The organism is Candidatus Protochlamydia sp. W-9 (assembly GCF_001950615.1).
GTDB classification, from domain to species: domain Bacteria; phylum Chlamydiota; class Chlamydiia; order Chlamydiales; family Parachlamydiaceae; genus Protochlamydia; species Protochlamydia amoebophila.
The window spans coordinates 59,810-80,460 of record NZ_BCPZ01000086.1 but is presented as its reverse complement, the minus strand read 5'-3'; the positions used below and the strand labels follow the sequence as shown (position 1 = coordinate 80,460).

Genomic DNA, 20,651 nt, shown 5'->3' with positions numbered 1-20,651 from the left:
AATTGATGTTGAATGAATTTTTTAAATTTAAAAATTCTTATTCATCCAACATCAGCTCATATTTTTATCTTAAAACAATGCTTAAGAGTTTATTAGGAATAAAAACAACTTTCCCAATTTCTTTTTTGTTAATGTATTGCTGAATATGAGGGTTATTTTTAGCCGCTTCTAAGACATTTTCTTGCGTTTGATCTTTAGGTAAATCAAATCGACCTCTTACCTTACCATTAATTTGCACAACATAAGTAATTACATTCTCTTGTAAGTATTTTTCTTCCACTTGTGGATATGGAGTAAAAGAAAGAGATCCTTCACATTTTAAATGTTCCCACACTTCCTCTGCAAGATGAGGTGCAAAGGGAGCTAATACTTGAGTTGCCATTTGAATAACTTGTTTTGGATAAGTAACCAACTTAGTAAAGTCATTTATAAATTCCATCATTTTAGCAATTGCCGTGTTAAACTGAAGCAATTCCATATCTTTCGTTACGCTATGAACAAGACGGTGTCCCAATTTAAGCCCTTCTTCAGATGTTTCGTTGGTGACTTTGTCTGAAAATGCCATTTCATAAAATCGATTAAGAAACCGCCTTGTTCCTGACACAGCATCTGTATTCCAAACTTTTTCTTTTTCAAGAGGGCCCATAAACATTTCATATAAACGAAGTGCGTCAGCTCCATATTCTTGGATGATTTCATCCGGACTTTCCCCATTGAGTTTACTTTTAGACATTTTATCAATTTGGCTAGTTAACTCTTCTCCTGTTCGGCTATCAAAATATTTGCCATCTCTTTGTTCCACATAGCGAGGTTCAACATACGCACGCATCTTATTTTGATAGGAACGGGCAACAACGAGACCTTGATTACGAAGAGTTTGAAAAGGTTCTAGAGTATGCACGTAACCGCAATCATACAGAACCTTATGCCAAAATCGTGCATAAAGAAGATGTAAGACAGCATGTTCTACTCCACCTATATACAAATCAACAGGTAACCAATATTTTTCTTTTTCGGGAGCAAATGCTTCTTCTGTATTGTGTGGGTCGCAAAAACGAAGATAATACCAGCAAGATCCTGCCCATTGTGGCATAATGTTTGTATCTCTAAAGGCTTTTTTTCCTGTTTTTGTATCAATAATCTCTACCCATTCTTTAATTTGCGTTAATGGTCCTTTTCCATCGCCAGTGGGTTTGTAATTTGTAATTGCAGGTGGACATAGGGGAAGCTCATCTTCATCAAGAAGTCGAACCGATCCGTCCTCAAATTTGAGTAAGGGAAAAGGCTCCCCCCAGTACCGCTGGCGAGAAAACAACCAATCGCGTAATTTATAAGTCGTGGCAGACTTTCCTTTATGGTTAATTTCCAACCAGTTGATAACAACTTTCTTTGCTTGGTCTAGATTTAAACCATTGAGGGATAGATCATCACAAGCACTATTGACACAAACACCATGGCCCGACCAACATTGCTGTCCAGCCAAGACTTGATTTCGAATGGTTATTTCTTCACAAACAGGATCATAGACAGGAATGATTGGAAGCTTAAAAGTCATCGCAAATTCAAAATCTCTCTCATCATGAGCGGGAACGGCCATGATAGCCCCTGTCCCGACATTCATCAATACATAATCAGAAATCCAAATGGGTATTTCCTTATGATTAACGGGATTGACTGCATAAGCTCCTGTAAACACCCCTGTTTTATCCCGATTAAGCTCGGTTCGATCCAAATCACTTTTAGTTGCTATTTGCGCTTGATAAGCGCGAACTGCTTGCTGCTGGCTAGAAGCTGTAATGTGAGATACCAAAGGATGCTCGGGAGCTAAAACTAAATAAGAGACTCCAAATAAAGTATCCGGTCTCGTTGTAAAGACAGAAAAAGCTTCTTGGGTTGTTTTTTCGATAAATTGAACATAAGCTCCTTCGCTTTTTCCAATCCAATTAATCTGCAATTTTTTTAAACTTTCAGGCCAATCTAATAAGTCTAAATCTTGAAGCAAACGATCTGCATAAGCCGTAATTTTTAAAATCCATTGTTTAAGAGGCCTTCTTTCAACAGGATGGCCTCCATCTTTTGTTTTTCCATTTTCAATCTCTTCATTTGCTAATACAGTTCCCAAAGCTGGACAATAATTAACAAGCATTTCAGCTTCGTAGGCCAGGCCTTTTTCATAGAGCTTTGTGAAAATCCATTGCGTCCATTTATAATAATTTGGGTCACTTGTTGCCAGTTCTCTATTCCAGTCATAGCTAAATCCTAGAGCTCGAAGTTGGCGACGATAATTATTAATATTTTCTTGTGTAGATTCGGCAGGATGTGTTCCTGTTCGAATTGCATATTGCTCTGCTGGAAGACCAAAACTATCCCATCCCATTGGATGCATCACATTATAGCCTTTAGTTCGCATATAACGGGCAATAATATCCGTTGCGGTATACCCTACAACATGACCTACGTGTAACCCAGCTCCCGAAGGATAAGGGAACATATCTAAAACATAGTATTTGGGTTTCTGAAAATTATCGTCTGAACGATAGGTTTGATTATCTTGCCAAAACTTTTGCCATTTTGCTTCAATTTGTTGATGATCGTATTTCATTTTGTTCCATAAGTTAATTAAGTTTTCTAGCGAAGATTAGGTATCTGTGTTATACACAAAATGCCGAAAATGAGTATTTTAACTGCTAAACATGAAATGATGAATAAAAAAACAAAAAATATTTTAAGCAATTTAAGTTTAAAACATTTAGTTTTTATCATGAGGATATGTTTAAGAAAGAGTTTAAAAGCTCAGAATCTGTATTTTCTCGCGTTTTTTAAATCACATCGTAAGGTATTTGATTAATTCTATGGTAAAAACCAGCAAAAAGTCAAAACAAAAGGCTCCCACAATGTGGAGTGCAAAAGAAGAAAAACTATTCAATAATTTATTAAAAATTACAGAACAGTTTATGCGCGGTAAAAGCTTTATGCCTTTATCCCTAGAAGTTTTGATGCAACGACTCGCCCTTCCTCCTCAACACGAGGAAATTTTTCAAGAAGTTCTTAATAAATTACAGCAACAGGGATTAATTGAATCGAAAGAAGAGAAATATGAATGGAAAAAATCCCAAGCAGATGTGGTGACGGGAATTTTAAAAATGCATCCCCGAGGATTTGGTTTCGTTCAAGTTACGATCCCTAAAAATTTTGAACAAGACATTTTTATTCCCAAACATTTAACAAAAAATGGTGTAGATGGAGACGTGGTCGAAGTTATCCTTAACCAAGAAGTTATCTCTGATAAGGGACCTGAAGGGAAAATTGTTGCTATTCTTTCTCGTGGAAGAACTCATATGGCTGGAATCATCCGCCAGCTTGATAAAGATAGGATGTTCATTGCTCATGTTCCGCTACTTGGTACTCAACAACGAGTCGTTGTTCATCCAACCGAAGAACGTCAATTGCAAATTGGTGATCGCATTGTCATGGAAGTCATCGATTGGGGATCAAAAGAAACAGAAACCATCTGTCGATTTTCTCATTATTTAGGTCACATTTCAGATCCTTCATGTGATGTCTATGCAGCAATTGAAGAATTTGAGTTAAGGTCTGACTTTCAAACAGCTGCGATTGAAGAAGCTAATAGCCTGGGAAAGAGTGTTTCTAAAAAAGATATTCAAAATAGAGAAGATTTAAGAGAACTGATTTCTCTGACTATTGACCCAGATACAGCAAAAGACTTTGATGATGCTCTTAGTTTAACACGTGACGCAGAAGGTATCTATAATTTAGCCGTTCACATTGCCGATGTTTCTCATTATGTGCAGCCTGGAACTGCTCTCGATGAAGAAGCTAAAGCACGATGTAACTCTACTTATTTTCCAGGATATTGCGTCCCCATGCTTCCTGGGGCATTATCTGAAAATTTATGTAGCTTAAGACCAAATGTAAATCGATTAGCTGTTTCTGTTTTAATGCGCATTGACAGTTCGGGAAATTTACTTGACTATCGTTTTACCCGCTCTGTGATTAAAAGCGCGAAACGCTTTACCTATAAAGAAGCCAAAAAAGTCTTAGATGGGCAAAAAAACAGCCCTTATAAATCGCACTTAGAACTAATGGTTGAATTATGTCGTTTATTAAAACAAAAACGTTACGAACGCGGTAGTATTGAATTTTCTCTACCGGAACTCGTTATTTTAGTAGATGAAAAAGGAAAGCCTTATTCAACTGAATATATTACTTATGATATTACACATCAAATGGTTGAAGAATTCATGTTGAAGGCTAATGAAATCGTTGCATGGGATTTAAGCCAGAAAGGGAAAAATTTGACTTATCGTATTCACGATGAACCTTCAGAAGAAAATCTTCGTGATTTTTCCACGTTAGCTGCCGCTTTTGGATTCAAATTACCTGATCTTCCAACTCCTCAAGATCTTCAAAAATTATTTGAAAAAGCTGCAGAGACAGCCTACAGTAATTATTTAGCATCAAGCTACATTAGGCGAATGCGTTTAGCTGCTTATTCAGCAGAAAATATTGGTCATTATGGATTAAGCTTAACCCATTACTGCCATTTTACCAGCCCCATTAGACGCTACGTTGATTTAGTTGTTCACCGTATTTTATTTGGCGAAAGTGATCATTTTGATGATCTTCAAGAAATTGCTAATTATTGTTCGGAGCAAGAAAGAATCAGCGCAAAAGCTGAAAATAGCGTTGTGATATTAAAAAAACTTCGACTCCTAGAAGAAAGACATCAAAAGGCCCCGGAACATGAGTATCAAGCTATCATTACTCGAGTCAAAAATTTCGGCATTTATTTTGAGATCATTGATCTTCTTTTAGAAGGATTTATTCATATTTCCGATTTGGGTGAAGATTATTTTGTCTATGAAGAAGAAAAAATGCTTTTGAGAGGTGCTAAACACGGAGCAAGATATTCTCCTGGCGATAATCTCGTTGTTATGTTAGAAAAAATCGATTTTATTTCTCAGGAAACAAAATGGTATGTTTTACCTTCCGTTTCTACACCTAAGGAATCCATTGCACGTAAAAGATCTGCGTCCAAAGAATATCAAAAACATTTAAACAAGAAATGCTCAACTGGCAAATATAATCTCAAAAAAAAACAAGCGGCTTCTATGACTAAACTTGGGAAGAAAAAACGGAAAAGATAAAAAATTAAAAGTGAAGCAAGATGATGAAAGCTCAAACATTTGATAACAAATGATTTAAACTATTCGATTATCTCATTTTTGTTTACAATGATTTTATCCAAGTATTTAATATATAGGATTCATGAAAAAATATTTTATCACGGGACTAGTCATTCTCCTTCCTGCCGCTCTAACCATAGGTGTCGTTATTTTTATTTTTAATCTATTGACGACGCCATTTTTAGGGATTGTTAAAATAGTATTTGAACAATATGGACTATTCGAGAGAGGTTTTTTATTCCTGAATTCTGAGCAATTCCAAAATATTTTGGCACAAATATTAATCTTAACAAGTCTATTTTTTATCACAATTTTGCTTGGATTAATTGGAAGGTGGTTTTTCTTTCGTAGTGTAATAAAATTTGCCGAATATCTTTTTAGAAATATTCCTTTAGTTAATACAGTTTACAATACCTGTAAAGACGTGATTAAAACGCTCTTTAATTCAAAGGCTAATTCCTTTAAACAAGTCGTTCTTGTCCGCTTTCCTAATCCTTCTACTTACTCGATTGGATTTATCACGAAAGAAGGTTTGCTAGGCCTTCACAACACTCCTTTTGAAAATTCTTCTATAGTATTCATTCCAACAACCCCTAATCCTACATCTGGTTTTCTTTTAGTCTATCGTCAGGAGGACATCCTTTATTTAGACATGAAAGTTGAAGAAGCATTTAAATATATTATTTCTTGCGGAATGATTACACCTTCATTCCATCCTATTCAAAAAAAGCCCGATAGCACCCCTTCTTACGAATTAAATACGCCTCCAATTTCTTTTCAAGAAACATATGAGATATGAAAAAAAGTTTTTTGACTGGTTTTGCTATTTTATTTCCCGTGATACTCACTATCATTATCCTTGGCTTTTTCATCAACTTTTTGACTTATCCTTTTTTGAATCTTACTAAATTTTGGTTAAATCAATTTAATTGGTATGAAAACTCTTTTATCCTATTTGCAGATTTAGGGATCACTCATTTTATCAGTCAATTATTAATTTTAGGATTACTCATAGGTATTATTTTTGGCGTTGGATTACTAGGACAATTTTTTTTAATTAATTACATTTTAAAATTAGGGAATACATTAATTTTAGCCATCCCCTACATCAATAAAATTTATAAGTTTTCTCAAGAATTTGTCTTCAGTTTGTTTTCCTCCCACTCTAAACCCTTTGCTTATGTAGTACTAGTTCCATATCCCTCTGTAAACCATTTAAGCTTAGGATTTGTCTCGAAAAGTCTTTTAAATTTTCAAGAGCATGAACGTTTAATCTCTGTCTTCATCCCCGGAACACCTAATCCTTCTATTGGATATACGTTAAAATTTAAAAAGAAGGATCTTCTTTTTCTCGATATGAAGATTGATGAAGCAATGAAATTTGTGATATCTTTTGGAACTATAACGCATGATTTTAAACTTCTCGACCCAAATAAATGCCATGAAATCTAAAGTTTATTTTTTTAATGTTAAAGATAACCAAGCTAAAATTCATTTGATTTGCTCAAAAGCAAAGGAATCTTTTGAGCAAGAGAAACGACTACAAATCCTCGTCCCAACAATAGAAGCGGGCCAATATATTGATTCGCTTCTTTGGCGCTATCCCGAAGACAGCTTTTTAACTCATATATTGACTACAAATTTATCTTCTGAATGGATTGTAATTACAACAGAGGAAACTGTGAACCTTAATTTAGCTGCTCGTTTGCTTAATCTTTGTCCTCACCCCGTCAAATATTTTTCTTTATTCGCAGAAATTTACGAATTATACGACGAAAGCCACCCTCAAAAATTAGAAAATTCTAAATTACGTTTTAAGAATTACCAAGATTGGGGGCTGGCTTTATCTCTTCTCAAATAGTCTTTAAATTTAGCAATCGGCACTTGATTTTGTGGCGCGTGGAAATAATTTGACTAAAGAAGACATTTGCTCACCTAATAAATTAATCCCCCAAATTGTCACAATGCTGATCATCATAAAAACAAGCAAACATGAATAAACGAATTTTCGTAGGTATTTTCTTCCATGATTGAGGATTAGTATTAAACAACGTAAGAAAAGAGCGTAAATTTTATAAAGAAAATTGAAAATATAATTAATTATTCGGGATAAAATTCCTAATCCTTTACTGATAACCTGAATTCCTTTACTGATAAACTTAATAAAATAGCAACTCCCTTTTAAAGAGAGGTGGATTCCATAAGCAATGCTTCTAAATAAACTCCTTAGAATGAATTCAATGAATTTATTCTTGGCGAAGCGTTGAAAATTTCTTCGCAAAAAGTGGGGACAAAAATTAAACTCTAAATGCAGTAAAATATAATCTCTAACCTGTTCAAATGTTAAATTTTTTAATTGCTCTTGTTGATCTGCTAGATACTGCAAAATTTTTTGATGATGTTCTTCCGTCCAATTCAATAATTGTTGTTTTTTCTTAAAATAACTTACTTTCAAACTATCCCAAAAAGGTTTGATAGATTGCAAATAAATTTTTTTGATCGGATAAAACTGATAAGCAGTCTTTTGAAAGCCCATTTTTAATAAATTCTCTGATGCACTTAACCATTTTTCAGCAAAAGTTTGAGCCAACTCATATTTACTGTACCATTTTTCCTTCCATGCAAAAGCTTGTTTATTCACGAAATGAAATGTATACGCACTTAATTTTGAAATTTGGAGCATTGATAATAAAGTTTGGGAAGCATTAACTGATTGTAATTTCCAATTTTGTGCTTTTTTTATTCCTTTTATTATCATTTCATAAGTTCTTGTTAAGAAATGCTCCATTTTCTTTTTTAAAGGGTTTAATACTCGTTTTGGAGCTATTTTTTTTAATTGATGATTCCACAGTTTTACCTGTGCAATTGTTTTTAATCGTAAAAGTTGAAGCGCTTGATTGATATCTAAACTTAAATGAATAATCGGGCTAATTAATTTTTGTAGAGCTTGTTGCATAACTAAAACAACTTCTTTTATTTTCTGCTTTAAAGCATTTACTTGCTTTTGTACTTTTTGTTTAGTTTTTTTCAAGAATGTGGCTAAAGTATGCACAAGGGCGGGGATTCCTTCTACCAGGATCCATTTAGGCAGACCATAAATCACAAGATAAGGAGGAAAAGCTACCGCTAAAAATAAATATTTTCCAATCCGCATAAATCCTGTGTGAATAATCGTATATTTTGAATGATGGCGTAATCGATTCAGTGCCTCTTTTTTTAAATTTTCACGACTTAGTTCCCACGTGTCTTTACAGATGAATTCAGTACTTTGAATCGATGAATGTCGAAGATCTATCTTTTTAGAAGCATCATAGAAATTGGAATAAATTTGAGGATCACACTGCGTTAAACGATCAGATGTCTTATAAATTCCCACCGTAGCTCCTTTTTTTTAAAATAATAACATATTTAATTGATTTTTTAAACTACGTAATTAAATTTTATCAAAAATTTATTTGCTAAATTCAAAAATAAAATAAAAAAATTCATAAACTGAGAAGGAGAAACGGAAAGTTCAAATGATTCGATTATTCAGATTATTAAGAAAAATATCTTGCGCATTTCAATCCCCTTCCTTATAATGATTCCTTGTATTTATAAGGAGAATTCACATGACCCGCATGAGCAAACAAGGCGAAAGACGAAATCGTTTTCCTCGCAAACATCGTCAGCCCAGCACTAAAACAGGCCCAGTTAAAGACAATTTGCCAAACGGTTTTAAAGATCATACTAATGCAATCGAAGGTGATCTTGCTGCAGCCGTTTTTATTCCAAAAATTAAATAATTGACTGCTTAAAAACAGAAATAAGGTTTAACAATGTCTAGACACCCAAGTTTTGGTAAGGCAGGAAAAACTGCCACAAAGCGAAATGTACTTAAACGCTTTGAAAGAATTGATGTTTTGAAGAAAATTGGCCGTTGGAAAGATTCAGAAAACAAGCGGATTACAGGACTTCCTAAAACACCTGTTCTATAATCATTTATCTTCCTCAATTTTTAGAAACCAGAGTTTTGTTTTTCTTTTTGAACCCAATTCGCTATGAAGACTTAAAAAATAGTTTTTATTAAGTTGATTTTCGATTTGCCAAAAAAGATTATGGACCCTCAAAAGAAATACAAAACTCTGATTAAACTTCTCGCCAGGTTATTGATATTTTTCTACACATAAACTTAAATTATTTTTTTTATAAACCAACAAATCTTTTTTGATTGTGATTATTAACGCCTCCAACGAACAGCATGATTTAAAATTTTCGCTTGCAAATTTAGATGCTATTGTTAAAGAAGTTATTCAAAAAGAGCAGCAAACATGTGATGAAGTCAATATTTACTTTGTCGATACTGCTACTATCTGTAAGCTTCATCTAGATTATTTTAATGACAACACCCCCACAGACTGTATTTCATTTCCCATGGATAAAGACGAAAATTCCCCCTATAAGATCTTAGGGGAAATTTTTGTTTGCCCTCAAACCGCAATTGAATACGCTCTTTCCCATGAACTAGACCCATACGAAGAAACAACACTATATCTTGTTCATGGCCTATTGCATTTAATGGGATATGATGATTTAAAAGAAAATGATTTCCTCATAATGAAAGAAGCGGAGGCAAGACATATGACCCATTTAAAAAAACTTGAGCTATATATAAAATAATCGATTTTTAACTTGCGAAATTTAATTTTTGCCATTACTTTAAAAAATCTAGTTTTTGAAAAATTAACTACTAATTCTCCCTCTTTTTACCTTCTTCACAAAACAACTAATTTAAAGAAAAAAATATCTCTTTTGACTGGCTTATATTTTCTAAAATTTTAAATGTTTTATATTAGGAAACAGGTTAAAGTGATCCGAATATCACAAAATAAATTTTGTATACTTTGAACGAAATAAATCAATAAATGCAATATTAAAAACTGAAGTTTTTTTAATCTACTGTATCTCATTCTTTTACATAAATGAACTTTTAAAAAACTTTTAGATTTTTATTAAACTTCATAACAAGGTTCCTTTTAACAGGAGAATCGATTTGCCTCTCAATCTTACCCTTTTCTTACTTATTATATTAATCATCGGATTGTTTTGTCTTACAGCGATTAATACAGCTCTTCGTAGACTCCATAAAAAGAACTCAAAAAAACAATTGAGTTTAAGTGGTAAACTTTTCTTCTATCGACGTTTTCACGCTATTTTCTTCCGTAATCAAGAAGCAGAAGAATTATTTTTTATAACCACCCTTGCGCAAAATATTTTGCGCTTTATTTACGTCATATTTTCATTAACAATTTTAATCCAATTAAATTTAATTTCTTGGTTAGTCAATCCTATAACACACAGCTCATCTTTGATCATTAACTGGCCTGCCGGTTTGTTGTGCTTAATAAGTTTATTTTTCCTTTTTTTTATTGTAGGAGACTATCTCGCACGTATTCTTGGTGGACGTTATCCTGAAATAGCTATTCAGGCCTGTGCTCTAGTGTCCTCTCTATTTATGGCTCTTATTTTTCCACTAAGTTTCTTGTTTTTGAAATTTTCTCAAGCATTTACACGAACTATTTATTTTAATCCTTTATCTGAAACTGCTTCTAAGGCCAAACAAGAAATTATAGAAATCATTGAAGAATCCAATTTTACAGCAAGCCTGGACCCCCATGACAAAAAATTAATTGAAGGGGTCATGGATTTTAAAGATCGCATTGCTCGAGAAGTGATGGTTCCTCGCGTTGATATTTTTAGCTTAGCCCACGACACAACAATAGAACAGGCCGCAGTTCTAATATATAATGAAGGCTATAGCCGCATACCAGTTTTTAAACATACTCTTGATAACATCATTGGGGTCCTAATGTACAAAGATGTTTTAGCTAAATATATGGAATATTCTCGCACGCAAGATACTAAAATCTTACAAGCACCTATTTCAGGTTTAGTTAAAAATGTTTTATATACACCTGAAACAAAAAAAATTTCCCACCTTTTACAAGAATTTCGCAAAAAACAAGTTCACCTTGCAATCATTGTTGATGAATATGGAGGGACAGAAGGAATTGTCACTATTGAGGATATTTTAGAAGAAATTGTTGGGGATATCGCTGATGAATATGATGAAAGTGAAGAATCTCTTTTTGTTGCTTTACCTGAAGGAGGATGGTTAATTGATGCCAGAATGACTATTTTTGATATCGAAGAGCAATTTGATATTGAAATTGCTCAAGATGGTGACTACGATACAATTGGAGGATATATTTTTCATGAAACAGGAAATATTCCTTCTAAAGGATTTGTTTTAACAAAACCAAATTTCGAATTAAAAGTAATACGCTCAAATGATAGGCGTGTAGAAAAACTTAAAATCAGATCAATTCGATTAGATTCGGAAGAAAAGGATGAATTTTCATCATAGCTATTGGTTTTCCCTCTTCCAAAAAAAAATTTTTTGCTTAGCAAAATCTCAAAAAGTTCAGATTAATCCCTTTAGGTTTAAACTAGATTTGGAAATCAAAATTATTTATGCTACATCTAACTTGAATCACGATAAATCCAAGACTTAATAGAGATAAATCCAATTAATTATTTAAATTTAAACAATCGAATCATTTGTAAATGTTTGTGTCTAGTTTGTGTGATAGTGCCTCACATATAAATGAGAGGTGGTAGATTTAGTTATTGAACTGAAAAAAATAGATTTTTCTTCTAAATATGGTCTATACCAGCTAAAGACAAATCTTTTTTCTGATTAAACAGGGCCTAATTTCGCATCAATTAGTTGATTTATTCTCATACATATTTGATGAATAACAGAATTTTGAGCTAAACGACCTAACGAATACGAGTCTAATCACAATTACTTTTAATTTAGACGGCTTTTTGCATCGCCTATAACATAAGACATGAATTGCCCATTCAAATTGATTTGATGATTAAGGACACAACAATCAATGATTGAAAATCAAGTCCCTTTTTATCTCCTGATTTTTCTGGTTGGAATTGGTTTGGGAGTATTAACCTTTTGGGCTTATCATCGATTTGCCTTAGGAGGGTTCAAACGCATATCGAAAGACATAATCAGTCGAGCCGAGCAAGAAACATCTGAGCTGAGAAAAACAAACGAGTTAAGCCTAAAACAAAAACAAGTGGAATATCAACGTGAACTTGAACATATGTGGCAGCAAGAACGAAAAAAACTTCAACAAGAAGAAGAGCGTTTAAAGCAACGAGAAGATAAGCTTGAAAGTCGCATGAATCTCGTAGAAAAAAAATTGTCGGATACTGAAAAAAGAGAGGCCATATTAATTGGGCGTAAAGCTCAATTGGATGAGGAAAAGAAACAAACAATTGAATCTCATTCAAAACTACTTTCTATTTTAGAAAAAGCCTCTGGTTTAACTTCTTCTGAGGCTAAGGAAATACTTTTATCACGTTTAAGTAATGAAGTTAAAACTGAATCTGCTAATTTAATTCGTAGAATTCGAAAGGAAGCTGAAGAAGAAGCTGAGAAAATAGCTTCAACAATTATTGCAACATCCATTAATCGATTGGCTGTTTCTTGTGCCTCTGAATCTACTGTTTGTACAGTCACTATTCCAAATGAAGACATGAAAGGTCGTATTATTGGACGTGAAGGTCGTAATATTCGAGCTTTAGAAAGAGAAACAGGCGTTAACTTTATTATCGACGATACACCAGGTGCGGTTGTCTTATCAGGTTTCGATCCGGTTAGAAAACATATTGCTAAAATGGCTTTAACAGAACTTGTTCAAGATGGACGGATTCATCCAACAAGAATTGAAGAAGTCGTGGAAAAAGCGACTATTAATGTTCATAAACAAATTAAGCAATATGGTGAAGACGCGGCTTTAAGAGCCGGGGCGATGAACTTACATCCCGACCTGATTAATTTATTAGGAAAATTAAAATTCCGTTTTAGTTATGGTCAGAATGTTTTAGATCATTCCCTTGAAGTATCCCATTTAATGGGTTTAATGGCAGCGGAACTCGGATTAGATATTCGACTTGCAAAAAGAATTGGTTTATTACATGACTTAGGAAAAGCTGTTACTCATGAAATTGAAGGATCTCACGCAATTATTGGACATGATTTGGCTCTTAAATTAGGCGAAAATAAAGAAGTTGCTAACGGGATAGGTTGTCACCATCATGAAATGGCGCCCTTAACCATTGAAGCGGATTTATGTAGCGCTGCAGATGCTATTTCAGCTTCCCGGGAAGGGGCTCGAATAGAGGCAGTTGAAGAATACATTAAACGATTAAGAAAACTGGAAGAAATCGCTCTTGAATTTGCAGGTGTTGATAAAGCCTATGCGATGCAGGCAGGTCGAGAAATACGCATTGTTGTCCTACCTGACCAAGTTGATGATGCAGGCATTGTCAATTTAGCTCGTGATCTTACAAAACGAATAGAGCAAGAATTAAGTTATCCAGGAAAAATTAAAGTGACAGTTATTAGGGAAAAAAGAGTGATTGAATATGCTGTCTAATCTAAATATGATGACCGAATAAAAAATTTATTTTCAATCAATTAATTCAGCATCAACTAATCGGTATTACTTGAAAAACAATTAGTTTTGAGGCAAAATACCTTCAATTTAAGATCTAAAGGGAGTTCATCTTTCATGCGTCGATCGATCTGTTATTGCGAACCCGCACATGCATCTGCAGGTGAAACTAGAACATGGAAATTTATCTATACACCTTCCATTAAATTGCCTAAAGGAACCCGCTTTAAGTTTGATCTCCAATCCAAAGGAAGAGAAATAGACTGGGAAATTCCTAGCGTAAATATGAAAAAGAATGGCGGCGTTATCTATGCAAAGATGGAGAATGGCAAAATTCTTCAAGCCACAGAAATTGAGGTTCCTGATAGTTTTGCACCTCACTATGAATTTATTCTCCCTACTATTCTAGAAGCGGGTGAACACCTTACTATTATACTGGGAGCGAAAGATGGCGAAGTTGGAAAAAAAGGGCAAGGAACAATTCGTGCTCAAACAAGTGCGCAACGAAGAAAACCTTTTTTCCTGTACATAGATTCCACTGGTAAAGGCAATTATGATGAACCCGAAACTTTTTCACTGGACATTCGAGGAGGAGATTTAGCTAATATACGCGTTTTAACGCCTTCATTTGTAGTTAAAAATAAACGCTTCGATGTTGTTGTTCGATTCGAAGATCAATATGGAAATCTGACTAATAATGCTCCTGAAGACACTTTAATTGAATTATCTCATGAACATTTGCGTGAAAATTTAAATTGGAAATTATTTATTCCTGAAACGGGATTTATCACTCTCCCCAATCTTTATTTTAATGAAGAAGGAATTTATACAATTCAACTATTGAATACAAAAACTAATCAAATTTTTCGCTCTGCGCCTATTAGATGTTTTTCAGACAATAATAAACATCTATTCTGGGGCCTTCTACATGGAGAATCTGATCGCTTTGATTCGACTGAAAACATAGAAAACTGTATGCGACATTTTCGTGACGATAAAGCATTTAACTATTTCGGAGTATCTCCATTTGAAAGTCAAGAAGAGACTTCTAATGATATGTGGAAGTTGATTTCTCAAAACGTTTCAGAATTTGATGAAGATGAGCGGTTTTCCACACTATTAGGCTTTCAATGGAGTGGGGAAAACAAGTCAGAAGGGATAAGATTATTTGTTTACTCAAAAGAAAATAAGCCTATTCTTCGAAAAAAAGATTTAAAATATAATACTCTCAAAAAAATCTACAAAAGTTTTTCTCCAAAAGAATTAATTTCAATTCCTTGTTTTACAATGGCAAAAGGGATGGAGTATAATTTTGAGAATTTCGATCCAGATTATGAGCGAGTAGTTGAAATTTATAACGCCTGGGGTTCTTCAGAAACCACTAAAAAAGAAGGAAATACTCGCCCTATTAAATCGAATTCAAACGGAGTACAAGAGACAGCTGAAGGATCGATTCAAAAAGCTCTTTCAAAGAATTGTCGTTTTGGATTTACAGCAGGTGGATTAGATGATAGAGGCATTTATAGTGGATTATACGAAAGCGATCAAGAGCAGTACTCTCCTGGTTTGACAGCTATCATTGCTTCTTCTCATTCTCGAGAAGCTTTAGCTGAAGCTCTCTACCAGCGTTCCTGTTACGCCACAACTGGGGAAAGAATGATTGTTGGTCTCTATTTAGCCGGAATTCCAATGGGTAAAGAGATTAGTACGATGGAAAAACCTGGTTTAGCAGTCAACCGTCATTTATCAGGGTATGTAGCCGGAACCACAAAATTAAAAACAGTAGAAATTATTCGTAATGGTAAAGCTTTAAAACAATACGAGCCTGATGATTATCATTTTGAATTTACTTTTGATGATTTATCTTCATTAGAAAAAATTTGCGTTGACGCAAAAGATAAAAAACCACCGTTTGTTTATTATTACCTCAGAGCAATACAAGAAGACGGTCATATCGCTTGGAGCTCTCCTATTTGGGTTGATTACATTCCCTTGTCTGCTATCCCTAAGGCAGCAAAAAAAATAAACCACAAAATAGCTCCAAAAAAACCTCTTATAGAAGAGAATTTTGATGTAGATGATGAGGAAGACGATTTTGATGATTACGAAGAATAAAAGCTAAGTCATCTCCCAACTTTAATTATTTAAATACAACTCTGTTTAGATTTAATTGAATCTAAACAGAGTTGTTTTTAATAAAATGAAATTAATTCAATATCGACTGAAAATCTTGAGCTTTTAACTTTTTTAAAGGTTTGAAAACAAAAGTTTCTGGGTCATAATATGAAACTTCTCCTGTTTCTATTTTGTAATACCAACCATGCAAGTCTAAAGTTTTTTCATCTACTTTTTTCTTAATAGCGGGAAATGTCATAAGATGTGCTAGTTGATACACCACTGAGATTTGTTCTGCAACAGTATACAAATCTTTTTCAGACGTTTCTGGTTTAACAATTTTCATTGTAGTCTCTTTAGCTTCATTACCAAATTGAAGCCATCGCTTTAAAATGCCAAGCTGAGTTGAATTAATCGTCTGAAATAAACCTTTAATAGCTCCACAATGCGAATGACCACAAATAATGATATGCTTAATATCTAAAGCTTCAAGAGCATACTGAATAGTGGCAGAAACCCCATCCCAACCATTTTGATCATAAGGAGGCACAAAATTTCCTGCCGTACGAATAACAAATAATTCTCCAGGTTTTGTCCCTAAAATCAAATCTGGTACCATGCGAGAATCGCTACAGCCAATAAATAACGTATGGGGATTTTGCCCTTGTTCAGCTAAACGAATAAATTCATGCTCATGTTCTTTAAAATAAAGATTTTTAAAGTCTTGATGATTTTTTGCAAATGTAAGGACTTGATTAACCAGATCTTGGGTTTGTGGTATTTCACTATTGGCAGACTTTTTTTCTTCAGTTGCGGACACATAAACTAGCGGCAAAATATTCAAAATAGTTGCAAATAAAAATAGCTGAAGTTTCATATCTTTCCTCTGGTTTGGGATAATAAAATCTGATAGTCATCATCTTATATTTATCGCTATCTATTCAAAACAAATTCGAACTAAATTTATCTTATTCAACATACCTAGTTAAATCGAAATAAAATATTTCTAAAAACAATTTATTAAATAAAAAAATTTTATTAAGTATGCAAGCTAAAACATTCTATCTATGCTTCAATTGTATTTTACAATGTCAGAAAAAACTAAATTTTAGCAAAAAAATTTAAACACAGATTGCTAAAGCAAAAAGAATTCCTAAGAAATGGCCAAGCTATAAGATTCAAGATTGCACACTATCCCCTCCTTTGCTATCTTATCTTCAAATTTACCAGGAGATTTGAGTGTCCAATTTATTTGTTACTTTAGTCATTGCTTTTGTAGTGATTGTTATCGCAATTGCTTGTTTAGCTATTGGTTGGTTGATTACAGGCAAGACAAAAATTGAAAGAGGAGCTTGCGGTAGAGATCCTCATCAAAAACGAGAGGATACTTGTGGATCAGTACTTTCGTGCGATCTTTGTTCAAATTCCCTCGAACAAAACATTCTTGAAATGAAGGAAAACTTACAAGAAACCTCCGATGAATTAAATAATCCTTTATCCAAACAATAAAAAAATGATTGTTTCCTAGATTTTTTAAATACGAGGCTATTTTCATGTCGACCTACAATAAAAATCGCCCTCAGACGATCCAAATCATGTTTAATAGTATTGCTAAACAGTATGATCGGACAAATGCTGTTCTTTCCTTCTGTCTTCATAGACGATGGAATCTAGAACTTGTCAAAAAAGTTCAATCCCAACAAATTCCTCATACCTTGCTTGATCTTTGTGCAGGGACAGGAGATGTAGCTTTTAGCTATCTCAACCAAGTTTCAGCCCCTTGTCAAGCCTATTTAGTTGATTTTTCTTCTGAAATGTTAGCTTGTGCTGAAGAAAAAGCAAAAAGTTTTGGGAAAACACCTCACTCATTTCAATACGTTTTAGCAGATGTTCAGCGCCTTCCTTTTTCGAATCAAACGATGGATTGTGCGACGATGGCTTATGGAATTCGTAATATTCACCACCCTCTTCAATCTCTTCAAGAAACTTATCGAGTTTTAAAGCCCGGTGGTTGCCTGGGAATTTTAGAATTAACACGACCCGAAAATAAATTTCTTCAAATAGGGCATCAACTTTATTTAAAGACATTACTTCCATTATTAGGAAAATGGCTAACGGCCAATGAAAATGCTTATCAATATTTAAGAAAAAGCATCCATACTTTCATTCCCCCAGGTGAATTGGAAGAACTTGTAAAAACAGCGGGATTCATTAATACGAGTCGTTATTCATTAGCAGGAGGTATTGCAACGATCATTACTGGTTTTAAACCCATGAAATAAACGATATATAAACATATTCCGTGTTGAGAAAAGATGCCCTCTGTTAGTTTTAAACAAGAAATTTTCATTCCTTTTCATTATGTAGACGCCGCAGGGATTCTATTTTTTGGACATACCTTTACTTTAGCTCATCAAGTTTTTGAAAGCTTCGTCGTACAAGCACTTTGTTGCTCGTGGGCAAAATGGTTTCAAAATCCCTCTTGGATTGTCCCTATCAAAAACGCTGAAGCTTCTTTCCAAGCTCCTTTATTAGCAGGACTTTCGTGTCAAGTTCAACTAAACATTGGAGAAATTAAACAAAGCTCTTTTTCTGTTCATTATGAATTTATTCAAAATGATCAACTTTGTTGCATGGTCAAAACCATTCACGTATTTTGTAATCGACAAAGTAAGGATAAACTTCTAATCCCCAATGAAATTAAAAGCCAATTAGAATTATATTTTTGAGAATTTGTTTATTCGTTCAAAGTTATTAATTTAATCAGCTCGCTTTTTAATATTTTCCCTAGAGGTGAACGGGGAATTTTTTCAACAGCAATAACGTTTCGAATCCGCTCAAAAGGAAGAACTGTTTGCTGATAAAATTCTATTAATGGCTTTAATATCTCCCGCTTATTTTGTTCAACAGCTAAATATAAAATATTTCCTAATCTTTCATCTGGTACCGCCACTAAGACAGCCATTCCAGCAGAAGAATTTTTTAGTAAAATTGATTCCAAATGAGCCTCTAATTGACTCAAATCAACACTTTCCCCCCCAATTTTAAGCAAATGATCAGAGCGACCTTTCACATTCAATATATTCCCTTGTAGATTGCCTAGATCCCCACATCTAAACCACCCCTCAACTTTTGGGTCGTGTAAATAAATTTGATCTTGCTCAAAATAGGCATAACAGGTAAGTAAAGAAGGGCTTTTATATTCCAAATGTCCATCTCTTTCTCTCACACTAATGTGAGTTAAAATTTGCAAAGAGGGATAAGTGGAAAACTGCCAGCTTCCAAGGGTAGCTGTCGCGACTTGAGAACAGCATTCTGTCAAACCATAACTTGGCATTAAAGGCCATCCTAATTCAACAGCTTTCTTATATAAGTCAGGTAACAACCTTCCCCCTCCTACTATAACGGCCCTTAAACTATTGGGAGCTGGTAAAGCTAATTGCACTAAGTCATAAATTTGAGTCGGGACTAAAGCCGTTAAAGTTCCTTTCATTTCCCTTACAAAACTACAGAAAATTTTAGGATCCCACTTCCCATTTTGAATTGTTTTAAAATCAAAAACCTGAGAGTCACTCAAAAAGGCTCTAGCCCAAATTCCAAGTCCCCCGACATGAAAATCGGGTAAGGCAGTCACCCAGCGATCACAAAAGTTGGCTTCAATATGTTTATTCACAGACTCAGCGGAAGCTAAAATTGCTTTTTTGGATAAACCAACCCATTTTTGGCTAGTGGAACCTGACGTAGAAAGCCAAAAGTGGCTATCAAGATTTTCAGTTTCCTTGAGTATTTTTAAGTAAAATTGTTGTTTTTCAACGCCATAACTGGGATTTAAAAAAACTCTTGATTCGGAACTTATCCAATCAATTTTCATACAAATTATTTCCAACTTTTATTCGGCTATACGCATCAAACAAGCTACGGCCAACAATAAACCAAAACTAAAAATTAACAAAATACTTTGCGCAAAACTAGCTTGATAAGAAGTTCCTTGTTTAGTTTCCCAAATTGTTTTGATTAATCGAAAAGCGAGAGGCGATGATCCTAAAGGAAATAGTGTTAAATAAGGTTGGTTAACAAACCACCAAGCAATGCCGATAATGAAAGGAATAATTGCAAAGAAAGTAATTTCCCAACATGCAAATGTTGTTCCAAAACGAACCGCAAGCGTTTTTTTATCAACTTTCGCATCGCTTTGTCTATCTCTTAAGTTATTCACGGCATTAGGAATCATGGCTAAAAATCCCATTTGAATCGCACCAATAAATACTGTTTGATTGACAAACTTTGTTTGCAAATAAAAAGCAGAGGGAATGGCAACGAGTCCATAGAAAATAAAAATAAAAAGCTCCCCAAGACCATGATAAGCTAATGGAACGGGACCTCCCGTATAAAGATAACCGCACAGAATAGAAAAAAATAAAATAGCGGCAAAGGGCCATCCCCCTGTTATCATTAAAGGAGTACCAATCAAGGTGGCTACTCCAAAACACATCAATCCACCTCTAAAAGTTTGTTTAAATGACAGTAAGCCTGCTTGAGTCATTCTTTTCGGCCCTAAACGCTCTTTTGTATCCGCTCCTTTTGGAAAATCAAGGGCATCATTGACTAAATTCGTTCCAATTTGTAAGAATAATACACTTAAAAATGAGGAAGTTGCTAAAAACCAGTCGATTCTCTGCACAATAGCAAACGCCAAAAAAGTTCCTACCATGATAGGCGCTAAACAAATCGGTAAAGTTCTTGGCCTGCTTGCCAACATCCATGGCTTTAGCCTTGTCAATTGATCAATCATTAGAAACACCTTTACCTT

Annotated in this window: 18 protein-coding genes; 13 read left to right on the top strand and 5 right to left on the bottom strand. The window is 34.1% G+C overall.

Annotated elements, in window-relative coordinates; all coding sequences use genetic code 11:
- Positions 1-64 precede the first annotated feature (64 nt).
- The gene (gene leuS / locus BU804_RS02525) at positions 65-2,602 is read right to left on the bottom strand and encodes a leucine--tRNA ligase (protein ID WP_075882857.1); all 2,538 of its coding nucleotides are present in this window, start codon (positions 2,600-2,602) and stop codon (positions 65-67) included.
- 292 nt (positions 2,603-2,894) lie between these two features.
- Here leuS and rnr point away from each other — a divergent pair, with 292 nt between their 5' ends.
- From rnr to BU804_RS02500, 4 genes are all read left to right on the top strand, one after another.
- The gene (gene rnr, locus BU804_RS02515; protein ID WP_226996109.1) at positions 2,895-5,168 is read left to right on the top strand and encodes a ribonuclease R; all 2,274 of its coding nucleotides are present in this window, start codon (positions 2,895-2,897) and stop codon (positions 5,166-5,168) included.
- Positions 5,169-5,289: 121 nt separating this feature from the next.
- A complete protein-coding gene (locus BU804_RS02510; RefSeq protein WP_075882854.1) occupies positions 5,290-6,006 on the top strand; it encodes a DUF502 domain-containing protein in 717 nt (238 codons plus the stop codon).
- On the top strand, positions 6,003-6,659 hold the full coding sequence (locus BU804_RS02505; protein ID WP_075882853.1) for a DUF502 domain-containing protein: 657 nt from the start codon (positions 6,003-6,005) through the stop codon (positions 6,657-6,659). Before BU804_RS02510 ends, BU804_RS02505 begins: the two co-directional genes overlap by 4 nt.
- Positions 6,649-7,068 (top strand): DNA polymerase III subunit chi, encoded by a 420-nt coding sequence (locus BU804_RS02500; RefSeq protein WP_158025000.1) that lies wholly within the window; start codon positions 6,649-6,651, stop codon positions 7,066-7,068. Before BU804_RS02505 ends, BU804_RS02500 begins: the two co-directional genes overlap by 11 nt.
- Positions 7,069-7,077: 9 nt before the next feature.
- Here BU804_RS02500 and BU804_RS02495 read toward each other — a convergent pair whose 3' ends face one another.
- Entirely contained in the window at positions 7,078-8,583 is a 1,506-nt protein-coding gene (locus BU804_RS02495; protein ID WP_075882851.1) for a hypothetical protein, read from the bottom strand.
- 235 nt (positions 8,584-8,818) lie between these two features.
- On the opposite strand from BU804_RS02495, the gene BU804_RS13940 reads away from it, so the two are divergent.
- The 6 genes from BU804_RS13940 (at position 8,819) to BU804_RS02470 (ending at position 15,841) form a co-directional block, all read left to right on the top strand.
- Positions 8,819-8,992 carry a hypothetical protein gene (locus tag BU804_RS13940; RefSeq protein WP_162831831.1) on the top strand — a complete coding sequence of 58 codons (174 nt, stop codon included), beginning with the start codon at positions 8,819-8,821 and terminating at the stop codon, positions 8,990-8,992.
- Between the two features lie 33 nt (positions 8,993-9,025).
- Entirely contained in the window at positions 9,026-9,184 is a 159-nt protein-coding gene (locus tag BU804_RS02490) for a small basic protein (RefSeq protein WP_011175603.1), read from the top strand.
- Positions 9,185-9,419: 235 nt separating this feature from the next.
- Complete coding sequence (gene ybeY, locus BU804_RS02485) at positions 9,420-9,866, top strand: rRNA maturation RNase YbeY (protein WP_075882865.1); 447 nt, start codon at positions 9,420-9,422, stop codon at positions 9,864-9,866.
- 373 nt (positions 9,867-10,239) lie between these two features.
- A complete protein-coding gene (locus BU804_RS02480) occupies positions 10,240-11,613 on the top strand; it encodes a hemolysin family protein (protein ID WP_075882850.1) in 1,374 nt (457 codons plus the stop codon).
- Positions 11,614-12,148: 535 nt separating this feature from the next.
- Positions 12,149-13,708 carry a ribonuclease Y gene (rny, locus tag BU804_RS02475; protein ID WP_075882849.1) on the top strand — a complete coding sequence of 520 codons (1,560 nt, stop codon included), beginning with the start codon at positions 12,149-12,151 and terminating at the stop codon, positions 13,706-13,708.
- Positions 13,709-13,843: 135 nt separating this feature from the next.
- On the top strand, positions 13,844-15,841 hold the full coding sequence (locus BU804_RS02470) for a DUF3604 domain-containing protein (RefSeq protein ID WP_075882848.1): 1,998 nt from the start codon (positions 13,844-13,846) through the stop codon (positions 15,839-15,841).
- A gap of 91 nt (positions 15,842-15,932) precedes the next feature.
- Here the strand turns inward: BU804_RS02470 and BU804_RS02465 are convergent, their stop codons facing one another.
- On the bottom strand, positions 15,933-16,718 hold the full coding sequence (locus BU804_RS02465) for a carbonic anhydrase (protein WP_079988568.1): 786 nt from the start codon (positions 16,716-16,718) through the stop codon (positions 15,933-15,935).
- 362 nt (positions 16,719-17,080) lie between these two features.
- Between BU804_RS02465 and BU804_RS02460 the strand changes: the two genes are divergently transcribed.
- The 3 genes from BU804_RS02460 to BU804_RS02450 are packed head-to-tail and all read left to right on the top strand — an operon-like array spanning position 17,081 to position 18,570.
- Entirely contained in the window at positions 17,081-17,350 is a 270-nt protein-coding gene (locus BU804_RS02460) for a hypothetical protein (protein ID WP_075882847.1), read from the top strand.
- A gap of 44 nt (positions 17,351-17,394) precedes the next feature.
- Entirely contained in the window at positions 17,395-18,123 is a 729-nt protein-coding gene (gene ubiE / locus BU804_RS02455) for a bifunctional demethylmenaquinone methyltransferase/2-methoxy-6-polyprenyl-1,4-benzoquinol methylase UbiE (RefSeq protein WP_075882846.1), read from the top strand.
- A 33-nt stretch (positions 18,124-18,156) separates the two neighbouring features.
- Positions 18,157-18,570, top strand: coding sequence for an acyl-CoA thioesterase (locus BU804_RS02450; protein WP_075882845.1), 414 nt, complete (start codon positions 18,157-18,159; stop codon positions 18,568-18,570).
- Positions 18,571-18,578: 8 nt separating this feature from the next.
- Here the strand turns inward: BU804_RS02450 and BU804_RS02445 are convergent, their stop codons facing one another.
- Together BU804_RS02445 and menA are read right to left on the bottom strand one after the other, a co-directional pair.
- Positions 18,579-19,712, bottom strand: a complete 1,134-nt coding sequence (locus BU804_RS02445) for an AMP-binding protein (RefSeq protein WP_075882844.1) — start codon at positions 19,710-19,712, stop codon at positions 18,579-18,581.
- A gap of 18 nt (positions 19,713-19,730) precedes the next feature.
- Positions 19,731-20,633 (bottom strand): 1,4-dihydroxy-2-naphthoate octaprenyltransferase, encoded by a 903-nt coding sequence (gene menA / locus BU804_RS02440; protein ID WP_075882843.1) that lies wholly within the window; start codon positions 20,631-20,633, stop codon positions 19,731-19,733.
- Positions 20,634-20,651 lie beyond the last annotated feature (18 nt).

Excerpts from the sequence above, each read along its gene's own strand:
- leuS (WP_075882857.1), bottom strand. The coding sequence starts at position 2,602 with ATGAAATACGATCATCAACAAATTGAAGCAAAATGGCAAAAGTTTTGG.
- rnr (WP_226996109.1), top strand. The coding sequence starts at position 2,895 with ATGTGGAGTGCAAAAGAAGAAAAACTATTCAATAATTTATTAAAAATT.
- BU804_RS02510 (WP_075882854.1), top strand. The coding sequence starts at position 5,290 with ATGAAAAAATATTTTATCACGGGACTAGTCATTCTCCTTCCTGCCGCT.
- BU804_RS02505 (WP_075882853.1), top strand. The coding sequence starts at position 6,003 with ATGAAAAAAAGTTTTTTGACTGGTTTTGCTATTTTATTTCCCGTGATA.
- BU804_RS02500 (WP_158025000.1), top strand. The coding sequence starts at position 6,649 with ATGAAATCTAAAGTTTATTTTTTTAATGTTAAAGATAACCAAGCTAAA.
- BU804_RS13940 (WP_162831831.1), top strand. The coding sequence starts at position 8,819 with ATGACCCGCATGAGCAAACAAGGCGAAAGACGAAATCGTTTTCCTCGC.
- BU804_RS02490 (WP_011175603.1), top strand. The coding sequence starts at position 9,026 with ATGTCTAGACACCCAAGTTTTGGTAAGGCAGGAAAAACTGCCACAAAG.
- rny (WP_075882849.1), top strand. The coding sequence starts at position 12,149 with ATGATTGAAAATCAAGTCCCTTTTTATCTCCTGATTTTTCTGGTTGGA.
- BU804_RS02470 (WP_075882848.1), top strand. The coding sequence starts at position 13,844 with ATGCGTCGATCGATCTGTTATTGCGAACCCGCACATGCATCTGCAGGT.
- BU804_RS02465 (WP_079988568.1), bottom strand. The coding sequence starts at position 16,718 with ATGAAACTTCAGCTATTTTTATTTGCAACTATTTTGAATATTTTGCCG.
- ubiE (WP_075882846.1), top strand. The coding sequence starts at position 17,395 with ATGTCGACCTACAATAAAAATCGCCCTCAGACGATCCAAATCATGTTT.
- BU804_RS02450 (WP_075882845.1), top strand. The coding sequence starts at position 18,157 with ATGCCCTCTGTTAGTTTTAAACAAGAAATTTTCATTCCTTTTCATTAT.
- BU804_RS02445 (WP_075882844.1), bottom strand. The coding sequence starts at position 19,712 with ATGAAAATTGATTGGATAAGTTCCGAATCAAGAGTTTTTTTAAATCCC.
- menA (WP_075882843.1), bottom strand. The coding sequence starts at position 20,633 with ATGATTGATCAATTGACAAGGCTAAAGCCATGGATGTTGGCAAGCAGG.